Origin of the sequence: Roseibium aquae, assembly GCF_008711285.1 — a bacterium.
In the GTDB taxonomy this organism is placed as follows: Bacteria; Pseudomonadota; Alphaproteobacteria; order Rhizobiales; family Stappiaceae; genus Roseibium; species Roseibium aquae.
Genome location: NZ_VXDC01000001.1, coordinates 21,049 through 38,489 on the forward strand (window position 1 = coordinate 21,049; position 17,441 = coordinate 38,489).

Below are 17,441 nucleotides of genomic sequence, written 5' to 3' on the forward strand. Positions count from 1 at the left end.
AGACATTGCGCAGAACCACGAATAGCCTAACGGTCGTAGCTTCACCTAGACATACTTCCCAATCGGTGCAAGTGTATCGCCGATTGGATGCATATCCGATATGGGAGGAAAACCTTATGGATCGTCGTTCATTTATCAAGAAAGCCGGCCTTGGTGTCGGGGGTGTTGCCGCCGCATCAACGCTGGCAGCACCGGCCATCGCGCAAGCAAGGTCAGACATGGTCATCGTGTCAACCTGGGGCCGGGATTTCCCGGGCTTGGGCGTTTCCGCACAGCGTCTTGCGGCGCGGATCGGGGAACTGACCGAAGGCCGGATCGCCGTGCAGTACTTCGCCGCTGGTGAACGTGTCGGTGCGTTCGACGTGTTCGACGAAGTGGCTTCCGGAAACGCGCAAGCCTACATCGCCGCCGACTATTACTGGAAGGGCAAGCACCCGGCGTGGTCCTACTTTACGTCCGTTCCCTTTGGTCTGACCTATGCAGAGATCGATGCCTGGATCAAGTATGGCGGCGGTCAGGAACTGTGGGATGAAGTGGCCGACCAGTTCGGTCTCAAGAATTTCGCTGCAGGCAACACCGGCGTTCAGATGGGCGGCTGGTTCAACAAGGAAATCGAAACCGCAGACGACCTGAAAGGTCTGAAAATGCGGATTCCGGGCCTCGGCGGCGACGTGATGGCGAAGCTGGGCGCCTCTCCGGTTTCTCTGCCGGGCGGTCAAATCTACGAAAATCTGGTGTCCGGCGCGGTCGATGCAACTGAGTGGGTTGGTCCTTACAACGACTACTTCATGAAGTTCTATGAAGCTGCAAAGTACTACTACTATCCTGGCATGCATGAGCCGGGTTCCCAGTTGGCACTGGGCCTCAACAAGTCCTGGTTCAGCACGCTGTCTGCCACCGATCAGGCGATCATCGAAGCCGCGTGCAACGAAGAAAACGCCCGGCAGATGGCCGAAACCAATGCTGAGAACGGTGTATACCTCAATCGCTTGATCACCGAGCATGGCGTTGAGTTGAAGCAATTCAGCGACGAGGTCTATGACGCATTCGGTGAGGCAGCCGAGGAAGTGTTCGAGGAAACAATCCAGCACTCGGACCTTGCCGCTCGTACGCATGAGAGCTTCGCCAAAGCGCGTTCCGAGTTGGGCCGCTGGATGCTTCTGGCTGACACCGGCTACACCCAGCAGCGGAACCGCGTTCTGGGCATCACCGTCTAACGGGTCCCAGTTTTCGAGCGATACAAGGGGGCGGACACGGGTCCGTCCCCCACTTTCTATATAAAACAAAACAAAAAGGGGCACCTTCGCCATGACTGCCATGGGCGGCGTTGAAGACGGCGTGTCTGCTGGTGGGACATCTTCCCAGGGAACACATAAAAGTGCGGTGCCGTACCGGACCTTCGGCTGGTTGGTCCTCGTGGTGATGGCAGCCTTTGTCTTAAATAACTACCTCACCTATTGGCAGGACCTTCCGGGAGTAGCGCCGATCTTCGGTGGCGCAGCCAACGGGTCCATGCCGATTATCTGGTCGTGGCTGCAACTCGGTCTCTACGCCGCATTCGTTATCTGGGCGGTGATGCATGTCCAGCGGACCAAAACGGTCAGCTTGCGTGATGACAGCAAGCGCATCAGCAATATCAATGCCTACTTGATCCGGGCCATGTTCTGGGCGGTTTTGCTCGTCGGCCTGACCGATTCAGTTATCTCGTTCTTGCGCGTGGAGGGATTGCTGGCCGCCGTGGTTGGGGAAGACTTGGCGTCAAGCTTGGGGCGCTCCCAATTCCGGGGCGCCTATGTGCATATGCCCCTGGTGGGATTGTCGTTCGTGATCGCCGCGTTCACCCGTACGCTCGGTTTCATCTGGCTTGCATTGCTTGTCGTCATGGCCGAGTTGATGATCGTGATTGGCCGGTTCATCCTGTCTTACGAACAAGCCTTCATGGCCGACCTTGTGCGCTTCTGGTATGCCGCGCTGTTCCTGTTTGCCAGTGCCTATACTCTGTTGGAAGAAGGCCATGTCCGGGTCGATGTTTTTTATGCCGGGATGAAAGCCAAGACCAAGGGCTACGTGAATGCCTTCGGCTCTCTCTTTCTGGGTATGACCCTGTGCGCCGTGATCCTTTACATCGGCATGGGCGGCAAACAGAACGCCATCAACGCCCCCATGCTGGCCTATGAGGTCACCCAGGCCGGTTTCGGGCTTTATGTGAAGTACCTGATGGCCGGGTTCCTCGGCGTGTTCGCCGTCACAATGATGGTTCAATTCGTGAGCTATTTCCTCGAAGCTGTTGCCGACATCCGCGGTGAACCGGGTGGCCGGGATCACTCCTCGACCGCTGCCCACTAAAGTTACCGAGATCGCCCGATATGGAACTTCTCTTCCTTGCCATCCTCGTCGTCCTGATGGCCTTCGCCCTTGGCGCCGGCTTTCCGGTCGCATTCGCTCTTCCCGGGTCTGCTATCCTGGCCATCGGCCTGGCGGCTGCGACCGGATATCTGTTTTCGTCCGGCCCGGATGCATTCTTCGACAGCGGTTCGGCCATGCAATGGCTAAGTGCCGGCGTCACCAACTTTCGAGGGATCTACTGGGAGGCGGAACGGGATACGCTGATAGCCATTCCGCTCTTCGTCTTCATGGGCATCATGCTTCAGCGGTCCAAGATCGCCGAGGACTTGCTTGTCACCATGGCCCGGCTGTTTGGCCCGGTTCCCGGCGGCCTCGGGATTTCCGTGGTCTTCGTGGGCGCGCTTCTTGCCGCAACGACCGGTATTGTCGGCGCGACCGTCGTCGCCATGGGCTTGATCTCCCTCCCAGCGATGCTGCGCAACAATTACTCGGTCCCGCTGGCGACCGGCACGATTGCTGCGTCCGGTACCTTGGGCCAGATTATTCCACCGTCGATCGTGCTCATCATTCTGGCCGATCAGTTGGCCAGTGCGGTCGATCAGGCAGGCAACCTGCGGCAGACCCTTTACCGCGATTCGACGGGCGAGATTTCGATGCCCTCGGATTTCGCGGTGACGTCGACCAGCGCCGGTGAAATGTTTCTGGGCGCCTTCCTTCCGGGCCTCGTCCTGGTCGGGCTGTACATGCTGTTTATCCTCGGTTTCGCTCTGTTGAAACCGAAGTCAGCGCCTGCCGTTCATGAGGAAGGCACGTTCGACCGGCAATTTGCGGTGAAGGTGTTCACCACGCTGGTGCCGCCGCTTGCTCTCATCTTCCTTGTTCTGGGCTCCATTCTCGGCGGCATCGCCACCGTGAACCAGGCTGGTGCGATCGGTGCCGTTGGCGCCATGATCATGGCCGGTTACCGGCTGAAGGAAGGGGAAAAGGGCGCTTATTCACCTGCCATAATCGCCGTCCTCTCGCTGCTTGGCCTTGCTGTTGTGATCAGTTTCTTCGGCGAGGTGAACATCAAGCGGATTGAGACCAGCGACGACATGCTGGGTCTCATTCTGGCACTGATCGCCGTATCCCTCGTTCTGTTCGCGATCGCCTGGAGCGGATGGCGGACCTTCAAACTCGAAGACACGCTTCGCGGCGTCATGATTGAAACGGCCAAGACCACATCGCTGGTTTTCGTCATTCTGCTGGGCGCCGCGATGCTGACCTCCGCGTTCCGCGCGTTCGGCGGTGAGCATCTGGTGAAGGAGTTCCTCCAGGGGCTTCCCGGTGGATTCTGGGCGCAATTCCTGATCGTCATGCTCGTGGTGTTCATCCTCGGCTTCTTTCTCGATTTCATCGAGATCGCCGTGGTCGTGGTCCCGATTGTCGCCCCGATCCTGTTGGCGGATCCCTCGGCCAACGTGACCGCGGTCTGGCTGGGCGTCATGATCGGTCTGAACATTCAGACATCTTTCCTGACCCCGCCTTTCGGCTTTGCCCTGTTCTACTTGCGCGGGGTGGCGCCGGCGGTGGTGAAAACGCTGGACATGTACAAGGGCGTGGTCGCCTTCATCGGACTGCAGTTGTTTGCCCTGGTCATCGTCGGATTCTATCCGCAACTGGTCAACTATCTCCCGAACCGCCAGTCGCTGCTGTCGGAAACAGCTCCGCCCCCCTCCAACCCGCGTCTGCAATACTGCATGGAAAACCTGATCTATGAGGATTTCCAGCGCAACGGCGACACCGTGCTCGCTGCGATCAACACCGCGGCCAGCCTCGACTACAGCTATCTTCCCGAAGATTCCCGGGATTCCATGGCCGAGAGTTTCGAAAAGGCACGGCAGGCAATCCCGCAGATGAATGCCATCCGGGAAGCCGAGGATGCGGTGGCGGTGGCCGCAGTCGACTATCGTCCGCTTCACGTTGAAGTTCGCGCGCTTGAACGAGACGCACGACGTTATGAGCAGAGGATCGAGGAGCTGAAGATTATCGTCCAGCGCTCCGGCCCGACAGGCGTCTACACTGCCGAGCAAGGGGAACTTGCGCAGTCTCAGATCGATCGATACACGGCCGAAAAAGAGGCGCTTCTCGCGCAAATCCCCGAGGAGTGGGATCCGAGGCATGACGCGTTTGCTCAGATCCAGGGCGCGGAAACCAAAGCCCGGCGCGACTACCGCCGGACGGTGGACGATGCCTACGAGCCGCTTCTCGAACTCAAGACCGTGCTCCGGCAAGCCGATCAATTGGCGGCACTCGAGCCGGTCATCGCCGGGTTGAAAGACGAGATCCGCCAGCTTGAAAAGGACGCCGCTGTCGACCGGCTGGCCGAAGTCCGGTCGATGATCGGAGACATCGAAGGCGCTGGTTCGGTCCGCGATGGCGTCAATGAAGCCCGAAGGATCATGCGCGGGGATAATCCCGACCTGGCGGCGGCTGATGCCGAGATCGACAATTCGCTTGCGGCGCTGGCGGCTGACCTTTCGTGGCGCAGGCGCGGCGAAGCGGAGTTGCTGCCAGGGCTGCTCGCTTACGATGAGGTCATCAAGCTCAACATCGGCCTCCGCCAGCAAGACCGGCTGCCAAACGACATGGCACTTGATGTCGCGGCTTGCCTCTCCGATCACAGGGACGTGTCCCTCAACTTCTAAGCGGCACGGCTCTTGATCTAAACGGCGGGACGGGTGACTGTCCCGCCGTTTCATTTTGGATTTGGAGTCCCGCCGTGACCGTTCTTGGGCACGTATCGAAAGCCGCCGAAAGGTTGAATGCCGCGATCGGGTTCGTGTGCGGCTGGCTGCTTCTCATCATGATCGGCGTCCAGTGCGCCGTGGTTGTTCTGCGGTATGCGCTTAATGCCGGATATGTGTGGATGCAGGAGGTCGTGGTTTACCTGCATGCCAGCGCCGCCCTGTTGGCCTGCGCCTATGCGCTGTCCAAAGGGGCGCATGTCCGGGTGGATATCATCTACCGCCATGTTGAGCCCGGCACCCGACGGGTGATAAACCTTTTCGGCACCGTGCTCTTTCTGCTTCCTCTTGTCGGCATAATCGCCGCAACAGGCTGGCCCTTTGCCGCATCGTCCTGGGCCGTGTGGGAGCGATCCGCCCAACCCGCAGGGCTTCCGGCGGTCTTCCTTTTGAAGACCCTGATTCCCGTATTTGCCATTCTGCTTGGAATTCAGGCGGTTGCCTGCTTGCTTCTTCCCGGTGACAGGTTTCCTCACGATCGCCCAACCAATCCAGATCCGACACAATGACCGATGCTTCCGCCCCGTTTGACTTGATCCTGCTCGCGGCGGTTTGCCTTGCTCTGATGGCCGGTTTTCCCGTGGCATTCACGCTGGGCGGAACAGCTGTGCTTGTTGCGGCAACAGCGAGTGTCTTTGGCGCGGACATCGCATGGGGCGCTGTGCCCTTGCGGATCTACGGGATCGTTACCAATCCGACACTCCTTGCCATTCCCTTCTTCGTGCTGATGGGTTTGGTTCTGGAGAAGTCCCGTCTTGCCGAAGACCTCCTGCTGGCGATGGCCGGCGCGTTCCGGAAAACACGCGGTGGGTTGCTCCTTTCAGTCACGCTGGTCGGGGCCCTTCTTGCGGCCTCCACCGGCATTGTCGGTGCGACTGTGGTGACGATGACGCTCATCGCCCTGCCCAGCCTGCTCAGATCCGGCTACCCGCCCGCACTATCCGCCGGTTCGATCGCAGCGGCCGGCACCTTGGGCCAGATCATCCCGCCATCCATTGTCCTGATTGTGTTGTCCGACCAGATTTCGACCGCCTACCAAACAGCCCAACGGGCCCAAGGCGCCTTCGCTCCAGATCCCTTCTCGGTGGCGGATCTGTTCGCCGCCGCGCTCCTTCCCGGTCTTTGTCTGGTCGGGATGTATCTTGTCTACCAGTTCATCCGGTGCCGGTCTGGCGCAGCCGAGATGCTGGTTCCAGAACCCGTTCTGCCCGCCTTTCCGCAAGCAGACCCTGCACCTCCCATATCGCAGAGGACAGGAGCGGCCTTCATTGTGTTGGCGCCCCTGGTCCTGATCCTGTGCGTTCTGGGCGCCATCCTTGGTGGCATGGCAACAACGACGGAGGCTGCTGCCCTTGGCGCTGCGGGGGCTATCGTGCTGGCCGGTTACCGTGTGTCGGGAAACAGGCCGGTACTGCTGCTGCTCCCCGCGTGCGCAGTGGCTGGCCTGATCGTGGGCAAGCTGGCGCAAGACATGACAAGTTTGCAGCCAGGTCCAAATCTGGTGGCCACGGCCTTCACCGTGTTATGTGCGTTGGGTCTGCTTGGGGGGCTTGTCCTGAACATCCGTTTCTTGCATCGGGCCAACCTCCTTGGACCGGTGCTCGACAACGGGATCCAGATGATCGCTATGATTTTCGCGATTGTCGTCGGTGCGACTGTTTTCGCCCTCATGTTTCGGGAACTGGGCGGGGATCAGACCATCGATACCGTGCTGTCCGGGCTTCCAGGTGGAACACTCGGCGCAATTCTTGCCGTGATGCTCGTCATGTTCATTTTGGGGTTCTTTCTCGATTTTCTGGAAATTGTCTTCGTCGTGGTCCCCCTTGTCGCCCCCATTCTTCTCCAGATGACTCTCCCAGATGGCTCCATGGTCTCTCCAGCCTGGCTGGCGGTGATGATGGCGGTCAACCTTCAAACATCCTTTTTGACCCCGCCGTTCGGTTTTGCATTGTTTTATTTCCGCGGCGCGGCCGGCGACCTGGTCAGCACAGTCCAGCTATACAAAGGTGTCGCCCCTTTTGTGGGATTGCAGCTTTGTCTGCTCGTTTTGCTGTGGTTGATGCCCGGTCTGGCGACATGGTTGCCGTCGGTGCTTTGACAAGTCTTGCCCGTTAAAGCCAGTCCACATTTGCCGTGAACATATAGCCAGCGCCGTAAACCGTGCGGATCAGGTCCGCTTGATCAGGCAGACTCAGCTTCTTGCGGATACGCGAGATCCGCACATCGATGGAGCGGTCAAGACTGTCGTCGCGGCCGCCATGTTCCAAGAGATAGTCACGGCTAAGGACCCGCTTGGGCGCCCGAAGCAGAGCTTCGAGCAGATGGGCTTCCCCGGTCGGCAAATAGGTCTCCTCGCCGTGGTCCGAGATCAGGCAGTGGGATTGCGGATTGTAGGTCCATCCGCTGAAACTGGCGCGCAACGGCCCGTGCTGCGGGGCTGCGACCCGGCCCTCGGAAGACCTGCGCAGGATCGAACGGATCCGGGCAACAACTTCGCGCGGATCAAACGGCTTGACAACATAGTCGTCGGCCCCGAGTTCCAGACCCATCACCCTGTCCGATGCGTGGCCACGTGCCGAAAGAACCAGAATCGGTACTGAGGAGTGTTTCCTGATCTCGTTTATGAGATGCATCCCCTCCATGTCCGGAAGACCGAGATCGACGATGCAAACATCGGGGACTTCGTGGTCAAGCGCGGCAAGGAGGGAGGCGGCGCTGATAAAAGCCTTTGAGTCCATCCCGAATGGCGACATGGTTTCCGTCAAAATCGCGCAGATATCCGGCTCATCGTCCACAATGAAGGCGAGCGTTCTTTGGGTCTGTCCAGCCGGGGGCACGGCGCGGGGCGGATCTTGCAACGTCATCGATCGGTGATCTGCTTTAGAGTTCGCGCGAGGCTTCCACTTTCAAATGGTTTTGGCAAGACTGGAAAACCGCAATCGTCGGCGCGACCATCTGCGCCCGTCCAGTTCGCATAGCCTGTCATCAATGCGATTCCGAGATCCGCGCGCGCGGCTTTGATGTCCCGGGCGAGGGTCAGTCCGTTGATTTGCCCGGGCATGACTATGTCGCTTAGGACGCCGCGCAACTCCGGCAGATCGGCCGCAAGATGGCGGGCATCTTCCGCGTCTTCCGCAACCATGACCGTGTAGCCCAACTCGGTGATTTGGCTGGCAAGCACCGCGGCCACATCCGCGTCGTCTTCAACAAGCAGGATTAATTCTCCGGCTCCGTGTGGAACGTCGACCATCTCCGCAAGGTCGCTCCGGCCGTCAGAGCGAGGGCCTGCTTTGGCCCCTCGCGCCAGGGGCAGGTAGAGCGTGATGGTTGTTCCGCGCCCGGGGGTGGATTGAATGTCGACGGCGCCCCCGGCCTGTTTCATGAACCCGTAAACCATGGACATCCCAAGACCACTGCCAGTCCCGAATGTCTTGGTCGTGAAGAAAGGTTCAAAAACACGCAATTTCGTGACCTCGTCCATACCGACCCCGGAATCGCTGACCGTGATGGCTGCATAAGGGCCAGGGACCATGTCCAGGGTTTCGGCAACCGGCTTTTCGATGTTCTGCGTGTGAAGTGCAATCGCGAGAGTGCCTCCGTCCGGCATGGCGTCACGTGCGTTGAAAGCCAGGTTCACAAGTGCCGTTTCAAGCTGGGTCGGGTCAATCTTCGCTGTAATCGGCCTGCTCGCTCCCGGTTCCAATGTGAGTGTTATCGAAGCTGGCAGTGACCCGTTCAGCAGGGTGCTCACATTGGCGATCAAGCCTGACAGTTCCACCGTTTGCGGTGTCACTGTTTCGCCCCTGCTGAAAGCGAGAAGCCGGTGGGTGAGGTCGGAGCCCCGCCGGGTGGCCTTCAGCATCGGGGTGAGATGCTTTTCCATCTCGAGAGCGTCCACGGCGCCGTGTTTCCGGCTGAGGCTGAGGAGATTGCCCATCAAAATGGTCAAAAGGTTGTTGAAGTCGTGCGCCAGACCGCCGGTCAATTTGCCCACCGCATCCATGCGCTGTGATTGGAGCAACGTCGCTTCATTTTGCTTTTGCTCGCTCACGTCCAGCGACAGGACAAATGCGCCCAAGGTTCGTCCGTCCTTGGTCATGTCCGGGATCAGGGTTGAGCGCATGTGGACCGTGCCGCCGTCAGGAGCCTTTCGGGCGTATTCGTAGGAAACGGCATTGCCCTCGAAAGCTTTGGCAATATGAGGCTCGATCTCGCGGAACAGTTCTTCGCCAACGACCTCCGGTCCTGTTCGGCCCACAATGGAGGCCACCGAATGCCCGAACCACTCCGCGTATCTCCGGTTGGCGAACCGGAAGACAGGACCGGGCGCCATATAGGCGATCAGGGCCGGAATGTTATCCGTCACAAGCCGAAGCCAGTCTTCAGACTGCTGCAGGGCCCGGGTACGCTCTTGTACGGTTTGTTCCAGTTTTTCCTGGCGCCGCCGTGTTTCCGTGACATCCGTATAGGTGGTAACGAAACCACCTTGCGGCAGCGGAGTGCCACTGACCGCGATGATTTGCCCGTTTGGCCGGACCCGTTCGAAATAATGGGGCACAAACTGCTGAGCCCGCTCGAGGCGGCGCTGGATCTTGCCTTCGATATCGCCCGGACCATACTCGCCCCGTTCCGCATTCACGCGAAGAAAATCCGCAAGATGGGCGCCCCGGTGAGCGAGACCGGGTGGAAAATCCAGCATTTCCCAAAGGCCGCGGTTCCACGCGACGAGTTTCAGATCCGCGTCGAATACTGAAAAGCCCTGGTTCACATGGTCGAGTGCAGCTTGCAGCAAATCGAGCTGAGATTGGAGCTGGTCTTCTGGTTTCATGCCGGGAGCTTAGGAGGCGCTGGCCGTTCTGGCCAGAGCCAAAGGATTTTGCACGGCACAATAGATGAAACAATTCGTCATAATTGAAACACACTGCGGCAAACCGGCCGGACTAGCGTTTCGATACTGTCTGACGAGCGCTTTGTTCGACGTGGGAAAAATAGACCTTGAAGGCGGCCCGCTGGAGTTGTTTCATCAGATCAGAAACGCGACCCTGAAAACGGGGCGAACTTCTAGGGATGGAAAACGCTATGGCAAGGCTGGCCGAAGCTGCCTCTGGCGGCGAGGACACCTTTCCGAAGATCCTTCTGCGCAATGCGCGGGTCTTCGGTGACCGGACCGCTGTCCGGGAAAAGGATCTGGGGATCTGGCAAAGCTGGACCTGGTCCGGGGTGCTTGATGAAATCCGGGCTTTTTCAGTTGGGTTGAAAGACCTGGGGCTTGCCCCGGGCGACAAGGTGGCGATCATTGGGGCCAATCGGCCACGCCTGTATTGGTCCATGGTCGCGGCGCAGGCGCTCGGCGCCATACCCGTTCCAGTCTATGCAGATTCTGTCGCTGAGGAAATGGCGTTTGTTCTTGGCCATGCCGAAGTCAGATTTGCGGTCGTGGAAGACCAAGAGCAGGTGGACAAGCTCCTGTCCATGGACAATCTGCCGACGCTTGAACACGTGATCTACGATGAGCCCCGGGGCCTGCGGGATTATGATCACACGCGCCTTCATGCCTATACCGACGTTCAGGATCGGGGCCGAAAGCTTCTATCGGCTGACGCCGGCGCGACGGCCGCCTGGGAGCAGGGGTTCCAAGATATGAACGGCCGGGACCTCGCCGTCATGCTATACACGTCCGGCACGACCGGGCGGCCCAAAGGTGTAATGCTGTCCTTCGACAACCTGATTGTCTCCGCCCGCAATGGCAACGCCTTTGACAGCTTGAACGAGACCGAGGAGGTTCTGGCCTATCTGCCGATGGCTTGGATCGGAGACCACGTCTTTTCACTCGCCCAGGCCTTTACCGCCGGATACTGCGTCAATTGCCCAGAAAGCCTGGACACCATCGATGTCGATCGGCTTGAAATCGCGCCGACCTATTTCTTCGCTCCACCACGGGTCTTCGAAAACCTCCTGACCCGGATCATGGTGCGGATGGAGGATGCCGGCCGCATCAAGCGAAGCATGTTCCACTTTTTCATGGGAGTGGCCCGGCGGTCAGGGGAAAAAATCCTGAATGGGGAAGCTGTTCCCTTTACGGACCGGGTCCTCTACCGGCTTGGTGAGTATCTGGTCTACGGACCCTTGAAAAACCGGATCGGCTTCACCCGGCTGAAGGTCGGATATACGGCAGGGGAGGCAATCGGCCCGGAGATTTTCCAGTTCTTCCGCGCGCTCGGCCTCAATCTCAAACAACTCTACGGTCAAACCGAGGCCAGCGTGTACATCACGCTGCAGCCAGACGGTGAGATTTTCGGTGACACGGTTGGTAAACCCGCGCCCGGAGTGGAACTGAAGATCGCCGATAACGGCGAAGTGCTCTACCGTTCTCCGGGTGTCTTTGTCGGATACTACAAGAACGATGAGGCCACGAAATCGACAAAGACACCCGAAGGCTGGGTGCACACCGGCGACGCAGGAATTATCGCGGAAAACGGCCATCTGAAAATTATCGACCGGGCAAAGGATGTCGGAAAACTGACCGACGGCTCTCTGTTTGCGCCGAAATACATCGAAAACAAGCTCAAGTTCTTCCCGAACATCAAGGAAGCCGTGGCCTTTGGTCACGAGCGCGACAAGGTCTGCGTGTTCTTGAATATCGATCTTACCGCGGTCGGATCCTGGGCTGAGCGCAACAACGTCAATTATGCGTCTTATCAGGAGCTTGCGGCACACCCGGATGTCTACGGAATGATCCAGGCTCATGTGGATCAGGTGAACAAGGACCTGTCTCAAGAGCCGATGATGGCCGGCGCGCAAATCCACCGCTTCTTGATTCTTCACAAGGAGCTTGATGCAGATGACGGCGAACTGACCCGCACCCAAAAGGTTCGCCGGTCGTTTATCGCGGAGCGCTATGAGCCCCTGATCGAGGCCCTTTATGATGGGTCGACGTCCAAGCATGTGCGGACCGAGGTCGTGTATGAGGACGGCCGGAAAGGGGCGATTGAAGCCACGGTCGAAATCCGGGAACTGACCCCATACCCAGCGAGCGGCGCGACGCGGGAGGCTGCCGAATGAATGCTATCGTGACCAAGGAGAGCCTTCCCGAGCCGCGGCCGGCAAGTGAACGGGAACTGCTGCTGCGGGTCGATAACGTGTCGCTCTCCTTCGGCGGCGTGAAAGCGATCACCGATATTTCCTTCGACATCCGCAAGGGTGAAGTGCGTGCGATCATCGGGCCCAATGGTGCGGGGAAAACATCGATGCTCAACGTGATCAATGGTTTTTACCACCCCCAGGAGGGAACGATCACCTGGCGCGGCGAGGTCCGGCGCAAGATGAGGCCATACGAGGCGGCCAGCCAAGGAATCGCAAGGACCTTCCAGAATGTGGCCCTGTTCAAGGGCATGACCACACTCGACAACATCATGTCCGGACGGTCGCTCAAGATGAGCCGGAACTTTTTCTGGCAGCTGTTGTGGCGGGGGCCAGCCGAACGGGAGGAGATCGAACATCGGCGCAAAGTCGAGGAGATCATCGACTTCCTGGAAATCCAAGCGATCCGTAAAACGCCGGTTGGCCGGCTTCCCTACGGCTTGCAGAAGCGTGTCGAGCTTGGCCGCGCCCTTGCCATGGAGCCCGAGCTGCTTCTGCTGGATGAGCCGATGGCGGGCATGAACCTTGAAGAAAAAGAAGACATGAGTCGCTTCATCCTCGACGTGAACAGCGAATTTGGAACAACAATCGCACTGATCGAACATGACATGGGGGTGGTCATGGATCTGTCGGATCGCGTTGTTGTTCTCGACTATGGAAAAAAGATTGCGGACGGGACCCCGGAAGAGGTCCAGGCCAATCAGGCCGTGATCGACGCTTATCTCGGCGTCAGCCACTAGCCGAGGGGAAGAACCATGCTTTACGACATTTTTGTCGATCCGTTCGTTCAGATGTACCAAATGCCGGACTTTTTCCTGCAAGTGCTCTGGGAAGGTTTCGTCGCGGGGATCCTCTATGCGCTGATTGCGCTGGGCTTTGTGCTGATTTTCAAGGCCTCGGGTGTTTTCAACTTCGCACAGGGTATCATGGTGGTGTTTGCCGGCCTGACGCTGGTCGGTCTGCACGAAAACGGTGTGCCTGCCTACCTGGCCCTGATCTTGACCATCGGTGTCATGGCTGTTCTGGCTTACGGGATCGAGCGCATTGTCATGCGGCCGCTGGTCAACCAGCCAGACATCATCTTGCTGATGGCGACGATTGGCCTGACCTATTTCTTGATCGGATTTGGCGAGCTGATCTTCGGCGGAGAGCCCAAGCGCATGATCACCGAGGAGCTGGGATTGCCAACCGGTTCGACCGCGTTTGAATTCGGCGAACGCGGACTCGTGATACTGCAGCACATCGATATTGCCGCCGCGGTGATCGCGATCTTGATGGTGGGCGCGCTTGCGGTGTTCTTCAACAAGACCAGGATCGGACGGGCGCTCCGCGCGGTCGCCGACGACCACCAGGCCGCTCTGTCGGTTGGCATTTCCCTGAACCAGATCTGGGCCATCGTTTGGTTCGCTGCCGGCCTTGTCGCGCTGGCCACGGGCATCATGTGGGGCGCGCGCTCCGACGTGTCCTTCGCCCTGGAAATCATCGCGTTCAAGGCCTTGCCGGTCCTCATTCTGGGCGGGTTCACGTCCATTCCCGGTGCGATTATCGGTGGGTTGATCATCGGGTTCGGCGAGAAAATCGCAGAGCTCTACTGGGGTGGTCTCGTCGGCGGGGGGATTGAATCCTGGTTCGCCTACATCATCGCCCTCATCTTTCTGCTGTTCCGGCCGCAAGGTCTCTTCGGCGAAAAAATCATCGAACGGGTGTAAGTCGACATGTTTTACCGTGAAGCCGGACAATTCAAGACAAGCTACGAGGCGGATCAGGCACTCTTTCCGATCCGTCAGGACAAGATCGGCCTTGGGATCATCCTTCTTGTCGCATTCGTTGTGATCCCGCTGACCGCCAACGATTTCTTCCTGGCCTCGGTCATGATCCCCTTCCTGGTCTTCTCGTTAGCCGCTATCGGGCTCAACGTGCTGACGGGTTTTTGCGGCCAGCTGTCGCTGGGAACAGGCGCTTTCATGGGGGTCGGGGCATATGCAGCCTACAAACTGACCACGATCTTCCCCGACGTGAACGTGATTTTTCTCGTTCTGGTATCCGGGTTTTTCTCGGCTGCGATCGGTGCCATCTTCGGGTTGCCGAGCTTGCGCATCAAGGGGCTGTATCTGGCCGTGACCACGTTGGCGGCGCAATTCTTCCTGGAGTGGTGCTTTATCCGGATCGGCTGGCTGTACAATTACAATGCGTCCGGTGCGATCGAGATCCCGACCCGTGAGATGTTCGGAGTGATCATTTCCGGCGCGGAAGCAACGCCGCTGGCCCGGTACTTTGTGGTGCTAACCATTACGGTTTTGATCGCCTTCTTGATCGCCAATGTTCTTCGCGGGCGCATCGGCCGGTCGTGGATGATGATCCGGGATATGGACATCGCGGCGGAACTGATGGGTATCCGACCGTTGCAGACCAAGCTGATGGCGTTTGCGGTTTCGTCCTATGTCTGCGGCGTGGCTGGCGCGATGATGGTGTTCTTCTGGCTCAACGCGGCCGAGCCGTCGTCCTACTCCATCACACTGTCGTTCCAGATCCTGTTCATGGTCATTTTGGGTGGCCTGGGCAGTGTAGGGGGCGCTTTTATGGGGGCGGCCTTTATCTGGATCCTGCCGATCGTCCTGCGGGCCATTCCGAACATGCTGGATGTCGACATAGGGGCAGAGACGGTGGAGCATCTTGCCTTCATGGTTGTTGGCGCCTTGATCATCTTCTTCTTGATCGTCGAGCCGCACGGGTTTGCCCGGCTATGGCAAATCGCCAAGCAGAAACTCAGGGTCTGGCCGTTCCCCTATTGACGGCCAACCCAACAGCCATCCGGACGTCGGACCGGTCCGGGGAGGATGGCTCAATCGGTCCGGTGGCTTCTGGAAGCTTTCAGATCCGCAAGGGAGGAAATGAATGAAACACTTGAAAACCTGGGCATGCGCCACTGCTTTGGCTGTTGGCGTTACGGCGGGTGCCGTCGCACCTCAGCCGGCCCAAGCACAAGACACAAACTATGTGCCGCTTCTGACTTACCGCACCGGCCCATTCGCTGGATCCGGCATTCATATCGCAAACGGCATGAATGACTATCTGCAGATGCTGAACGAGCGCGATGGCGGCATCGGAGGCGTACCGATCGCAATCGAGGAGTGCGAAACCAGCTACAACGCGCAAAAGGGCGTGGAATGCTATGAGGCGACCAAAGGCAAGGGAGCTCTGGTCTACAATCCGTATTCCACCGGCATCACCCTACAGCTGATTCCGAAAGCCTCGGTGGATAAAATCCCTGTTCTTTCCATGGGGTACGGATTGTCCGCGGCAGCCGTGGGCGATGTGTTTCCCTGGGTTTTCAACGTGCCCGTAACGTATTGGGACGGCGCGTCCGTGGTGATCAACTACATCGCCGATCAGGAAGGTGGTCTGGACAGCCTGAGCGGGAAGAAGATCGGCTATATCTTCCTGGATGCCGGCTATGGCCGCGAACCGATCCCCCTGCTGGAACAGTTGGCCGAAAAACACGGTTTCGAGCTTCTGCAATATCCGGTGCCTGCAAACCAGATGCAAAACCAGTCTTCTCAGTGGCTCAATGTCCGGCGTGACCGGCCCGACTACATGATCATGTGGGGTTGGGGGGCAATGAACCCGACGGCGATCAAAGAAGCCGTGAAGATCCGCTATCCGATGGACAAGTTCATTGGTGTCTGGTGGTCAGCCGGCGAGGACGATGCCGCCGCCGGCGGGCAGGACGCGGCCGGTTACAAGGCCTTGAACTTCTCCGGCGTCGGTATGGATTTCCCGGCTCTCCAGGACATCAAGACCCTGGTTGTGGATGCAGGCAAGACCCAGACCGATCCGGCGAGCATTGGGACCACTCTGTATAACCGTGGCGTTCTGAATTCCGTTATTATCGCTGAAGGGATCCGGACCGCACAGGAATTGACCGGCAAAAAGGTCATCACCGGTGAAGACATGCGGGTGGGCCTCGAGGCATTGAACCTGACGCAAGAACGGCTCGCCGAAATTGGCCTTGCCGGGTTTGCCCATCCAATGAAGGTAACCTGTGAGGACCATGCCGGCAGCCATCCTGTGTTCATTCAGGAGTGGGACGGCGAACGCTTCGTGAAGGTGACTGACTGGATCGAGCCGATGACCGACGTTGTCCGGCCGCTGCTCGAGGCTGCTGCGGCAGACTATGCCGAAAAGAATGCTCCGTGGCCGGAGCGGACTGAAGCCTGCGCTCAGTAGGACCCATGACCGGCGCTTCGCGGTCGGATCCGCGAAGCGCTTCCCCCGAAATGGCTTTGGAGCAAGCGAAACCCATGTCGACACTGGAACTTGACCGGACCGGCGACAAGACCAGCATCACCGAGGCGCAGGACACGATCCTGACCGTGAACAATATCGAGGTGATCTATGATCACGTGATTCTGGTGTTGAAGGGTGTGTCTTTGACCGTCCCGCGAGGGGGGATCGTCGCGCTTCTGGGGGCCAATGGGGCCGGCAAGACCACAACCTTGAAGGCCGTCTCCAACTTGCTCGGTGCGGAACGGGGCGAAGTGACCAAGGGCAAGATCGTCTTCGAAGGCGAGGAGGTCCAGGCCCTGTCCCCCAATGATTTGGTGCGACGTGGTTGTATTCAGGTCATGGAAGGTCGCCACTGTTTCGGCCACCTCAGTATCGAGGAAAACCTCCTGACGGGGGCCTATACCCGCAAGGACGGGGCTGCGGCCATCAAGTCAGACCTTGAAATGGTCTACACCTATTTTCCCCGGCTAAGGGAGCGCCGGAATTCCCAGGCGGGCTATACCTCTGGCGGCGAGCAGCAGATGTGCGCGATCGGCCGGGCCTTGATGAGCCGCCCAAAGATGATCCTGCTGGACGAACCATCCATGGGACTGGCGCCGCAGTTGGTGGAAGAAATCTTCGAAATCGTCAAGCAACTGAATGACAACGAAGGCGTGTCCTTCCTGCTCGCCGAGCAAAACACGAATGTCGCTCTGCGGTATGCGACCTATGGATACATTCTCGAAGCCGGCCGGATCGTTCTGGATGGTGATGCCAAGGCATTGCGGGACAATGAGGATGTCAAGGAATTCTATCTGGGCGTGGGTGGCGAAGGCCGCCGTTCGTTCCGGAACGTGAAGCACTACAAACGCCGGAAACGTTGGCTGTCCTAGGCAACGGTTC

At 58.8% G+C, this 17,441-nt stretch carries 13 protein-coding genes; 11 read left to right on the top strand and 2 right to left on the bottom strand.

What is annotated here, in order from left to right; genetic code table 11:
* Nucleotides 1-116: 116 nt before the first annotated feature.
* The 5 genes from F0184_RS00095 to F0184_RS00115 all read left to right on the top strand — a co-directional run bounded on the left by F0184_RS00095 (nucleotide 117) and on the right by F0184_RS00115 (nucleotide 7,230).
* Nucleotides 117-1,217 (top strand): TRAP transporter substrate-binding protein, encoded by a 1,101-nt coding sequence (locus tag F0184_RS00095; protein WP_150493218.1) that lies wholly within the window; start codon nucleotides 117-119, stop codon nucleotides 1,215-1,217.
* Nucleotides 1,218-1,308: 91 nt separating this feature from the next.
* Entirely contained in the window at nucleotides 1,309-2,346 is a 1,038-nt protein-coding gene (locus tag F0184_RS00100) for a TRAP transporter small permease subunit (protein WP_150493220.1), read from the top strand.
* A gap of 20 nt (nucleotides 2,347-2,366) precedes the next feature.
* Complete coding sequence (locus F0184_RS00105; protein ID WP_150493222.1) at nucleotides 2,367-5,033, top strand: TRAP transporter large permease subunit; 2,667 nt, start codon at nucleotides 2,367-2,369, stop codon at nucleotides 5,031-5,033.
* A 74-nt stretch (nucleotides 5,034-5,107) separates the two neighbouring features.
* On the top strand, nucleotides 5,108-5,641 hold the full coding sequence (locus F0184_RS00110) for a TRAP transporter small permease subunit (RefSeq protein ID WP_150493224.1): 534 nt from the start codon (nucleotides 5,108-5,110) through the stop codon (nucleotides 5,639-5,641).
* Nucleotides 5,638-7,230, top strand: a complete 1,593-nt coding sequence (locus F0184_RS00115) for a TRAP transporter large permease (RefSeq protein WP_150493226.1) — start codon at nucleotides 5,638-5,640, stop codon at nucleotides 7,228-7,230. The genes F0184_RS00110 and F0184_RS00115 overlap by 4 nt, the downstream gene beginning before the upstream one ends.
* Nucleotides 7,231-7,243: 13 nt before the next feature.
* Here the strand turns inward: F0184_RS00115 and F0184_RS00120 are convergent, their stop codons facing one another.
* Together F0184_RS00120 and F0184_RS00125 are read right to left on the bottom strand one after the other, a co-directional pair.
* Nucleotides 7,244-7,996 carry a response regulator transcription factor gene (locus F0184_RS00120; RefSeq protein WP_150493228.1) on the bottom strand — a complete coding sequence of 251 codons (753 nt, stop codon included), beginning with the start codon at nucleotides 7,994-7,996 and terminating at the stop codon, nucleotides 7,244-7,246.
* Complete coding sequence (locus F0184_RS00125) at nucleotides 7,993-9,960, bottom strand: PAS-domain containing protein (RefSeq protein WP_150493230.1); 1,968 nt, start codon at nucleotides 9,958-9,960, stop codon at nucleotides 7,993-7,995. Before F0184_RS00125 ends, F0184_RS00120 begins: the two co-directional genes overlap by 4 nt.
* Before the next feature lie 251 nt (nucleotides 9,961-10,211).
* On the opposite strand from F0184_RS00125, the gene F0184_RS00130 reads away from it, so the two are divergent.
* The 6 genes from F0184_RS00130 (at nucleotide 10,212) to F0184_RS00155 (ending at nucleotide 17,431) form a co-directional block, all read left to right on the top strand.
* A complete protein-coding gene (locus F0184_RS00130) occupies nucleotides 10,212-12,194 on the top strand; it encodes an AMP-dependent synthetase/ligase (RefSeq protein WP_150493232.1) in 1,983 nt (660 codons plus the stop codon).
* The gene (locus F0184_RS00135) at nucleotides 12,191-13,012 is read left to right on the top strand and encodes an ABC transporter ATP-binding protein (protein ID WP_150493234.1); all 822 of its coding nucleotides are present in this window, start codon (nucleotides 12,191-12,193) and stop codon (nucleotides 13,010-13,012) included. The genes F0184_RS00130 and F0184_RS00135 overlap by 4 nt, the downstream gene beginning before the upstream one ends.
* Before the next feature lie 15 nt (nucleotides 13,013-13,027).
* Nucleotides 13,028-13,981 carry a branched-chain amino acid ABC transporter permease gene (locus F0184_RS00140; protein ID WP_150493236.1) on the top strand — a complete coding sequence of 318 codons (954 nt, stop codon included), beginning with the start codon at nucleotides 13,028-13,030 and terminating at the stop codon, nucleotides 13,979-13,981.
* A gap of 6 nt (nucleotides 13,982-13,987) precedes the next feature.
* A complete protein-coding gene (locus F0184_RS00145) occupies nucleotides 13,988-15,064 on the top strand; it encodes a branched-chain amino acid ABC transporter permease (protein ID WP_150493238.1) in 1,077 nt (358 codons plus the stop codon).
* A 103-nt stretch (nucleotides 15,065-15,167) separates the two neighbouring features.
* Nucleotides 15,168-16,499, top strand: coding sequence for an ABC transporter substrate-binding protein (locus F0184_RS00150; protein WP_150493240.1), 1,332 nt, complete (start codon nucleotides 15,168-15,170; stop codon nucleotides 16,497-16,499).
* A 74-nt stretch (nucleotides 16,500-16,573) separates the two neighbouring features.
* The gene (locus F0184_RS00155) at nucleotides 16,574-17,431 is read left to right on the top strand and encodes an ABC transporter ATP-binding protein (RefSeq protein ID WP_150493242.1); all 858 of its coding nucleotides are present in this window, start codon (nucleotides 16,574-16,576) and stop codon (nucleotides 17,429-17,431) included.
* Nucleotides 17,432-17,441 lie beyond the last annotated feature (10 nt).

Excerpts from the sequence above, each read along its gene's own strand:
- F0184_RS00095 (WP_150493218.1), top strand. The coding sequence starts at position 117 with ATGGATCGTCGTTCATTTATCAAGAAAGCCGGCCTTGGTGTCGGGGGT.
- F0184_RS00100 (WP_150493220.1), top strand. The coding sequence starts at position 1,309 with ATGACTGCCATGGGCGGCGTTGAAGACGGCGTGTCTGCTGGTGGGACA.
- F0184_RS00105 (WP_150493222.1), top strand. The coding sequence starts at position 2,367 with ATGGAACTTCTCTTCCTTGCCATCCTCGTCGTCCTGATGGCCTTCGCC.
- F0184_RS00115 (WP_150493226.1), top strand. The coding sequence starts at position 5,638 with ATGACCGATGCTTCCGCCCCGTTTGACTTGATCCTGCTCGCGGCGGTT.
- F0184_RS00120 (WP_150493228.1), bottom strand. The coding sequence starts at position 7,996 with ATGACGTTGCAAGATCCGCCCCGCGCCGTGCCCCCGGCTGGACAGACC.
- F0184_RS00125 (WP_150493230.1), bottom strand. The coding sequence starts at position 9,960 with ATGAAACCAGAAGACCAGCTCCAATCTCAGCTCGATTTGCTGCAAGCT.
- F0184_RS00130 (WP_150493232.1), top strand. The coding sequence starts at position 10,212 with ATGGCAAGGCTGGCCGAAGCTGCCTCTGGCGGCGAGGACACCTTTCCG.
- F0184_RS00135 (WP_150493234.1), top strand. The coding sequence starts at position 12,191 with ATGAATGCTATCGTGACCAAGGAGAGCCTTCCCGAGCCGCGGCCGGCA.
- F0184_RS00140 (WP_150493236.1), top strand. The coding sequence starts at position 13,028 with ATGCTTTACGACATTTTTGTCGATCCGTTCGTTCAGATGTACCAAATG.
- F0184_RS00145 (WP_150493238.1), top strand. The coding sequence starts at position 13,988 with ATGTTTTACCGTGAAGCCGGACAATTCAAGACAAGCTACGAGGCGGAT.
- F0184_RS00150 (WP_150493240.1), top strand. The coding sequence starts at position 15,168 with ATGAAACACTTGAAAACCTGGGCATGCGCCACTGCTTTGGCTGTTGGC.
- F0184_RS00155 (WP_150493242.1), top strand. The coding sequence starts at position 16,574 with ATGTCGACACTGGAACTTGACCGGACCGGCGACAAGACCAGCATCACC.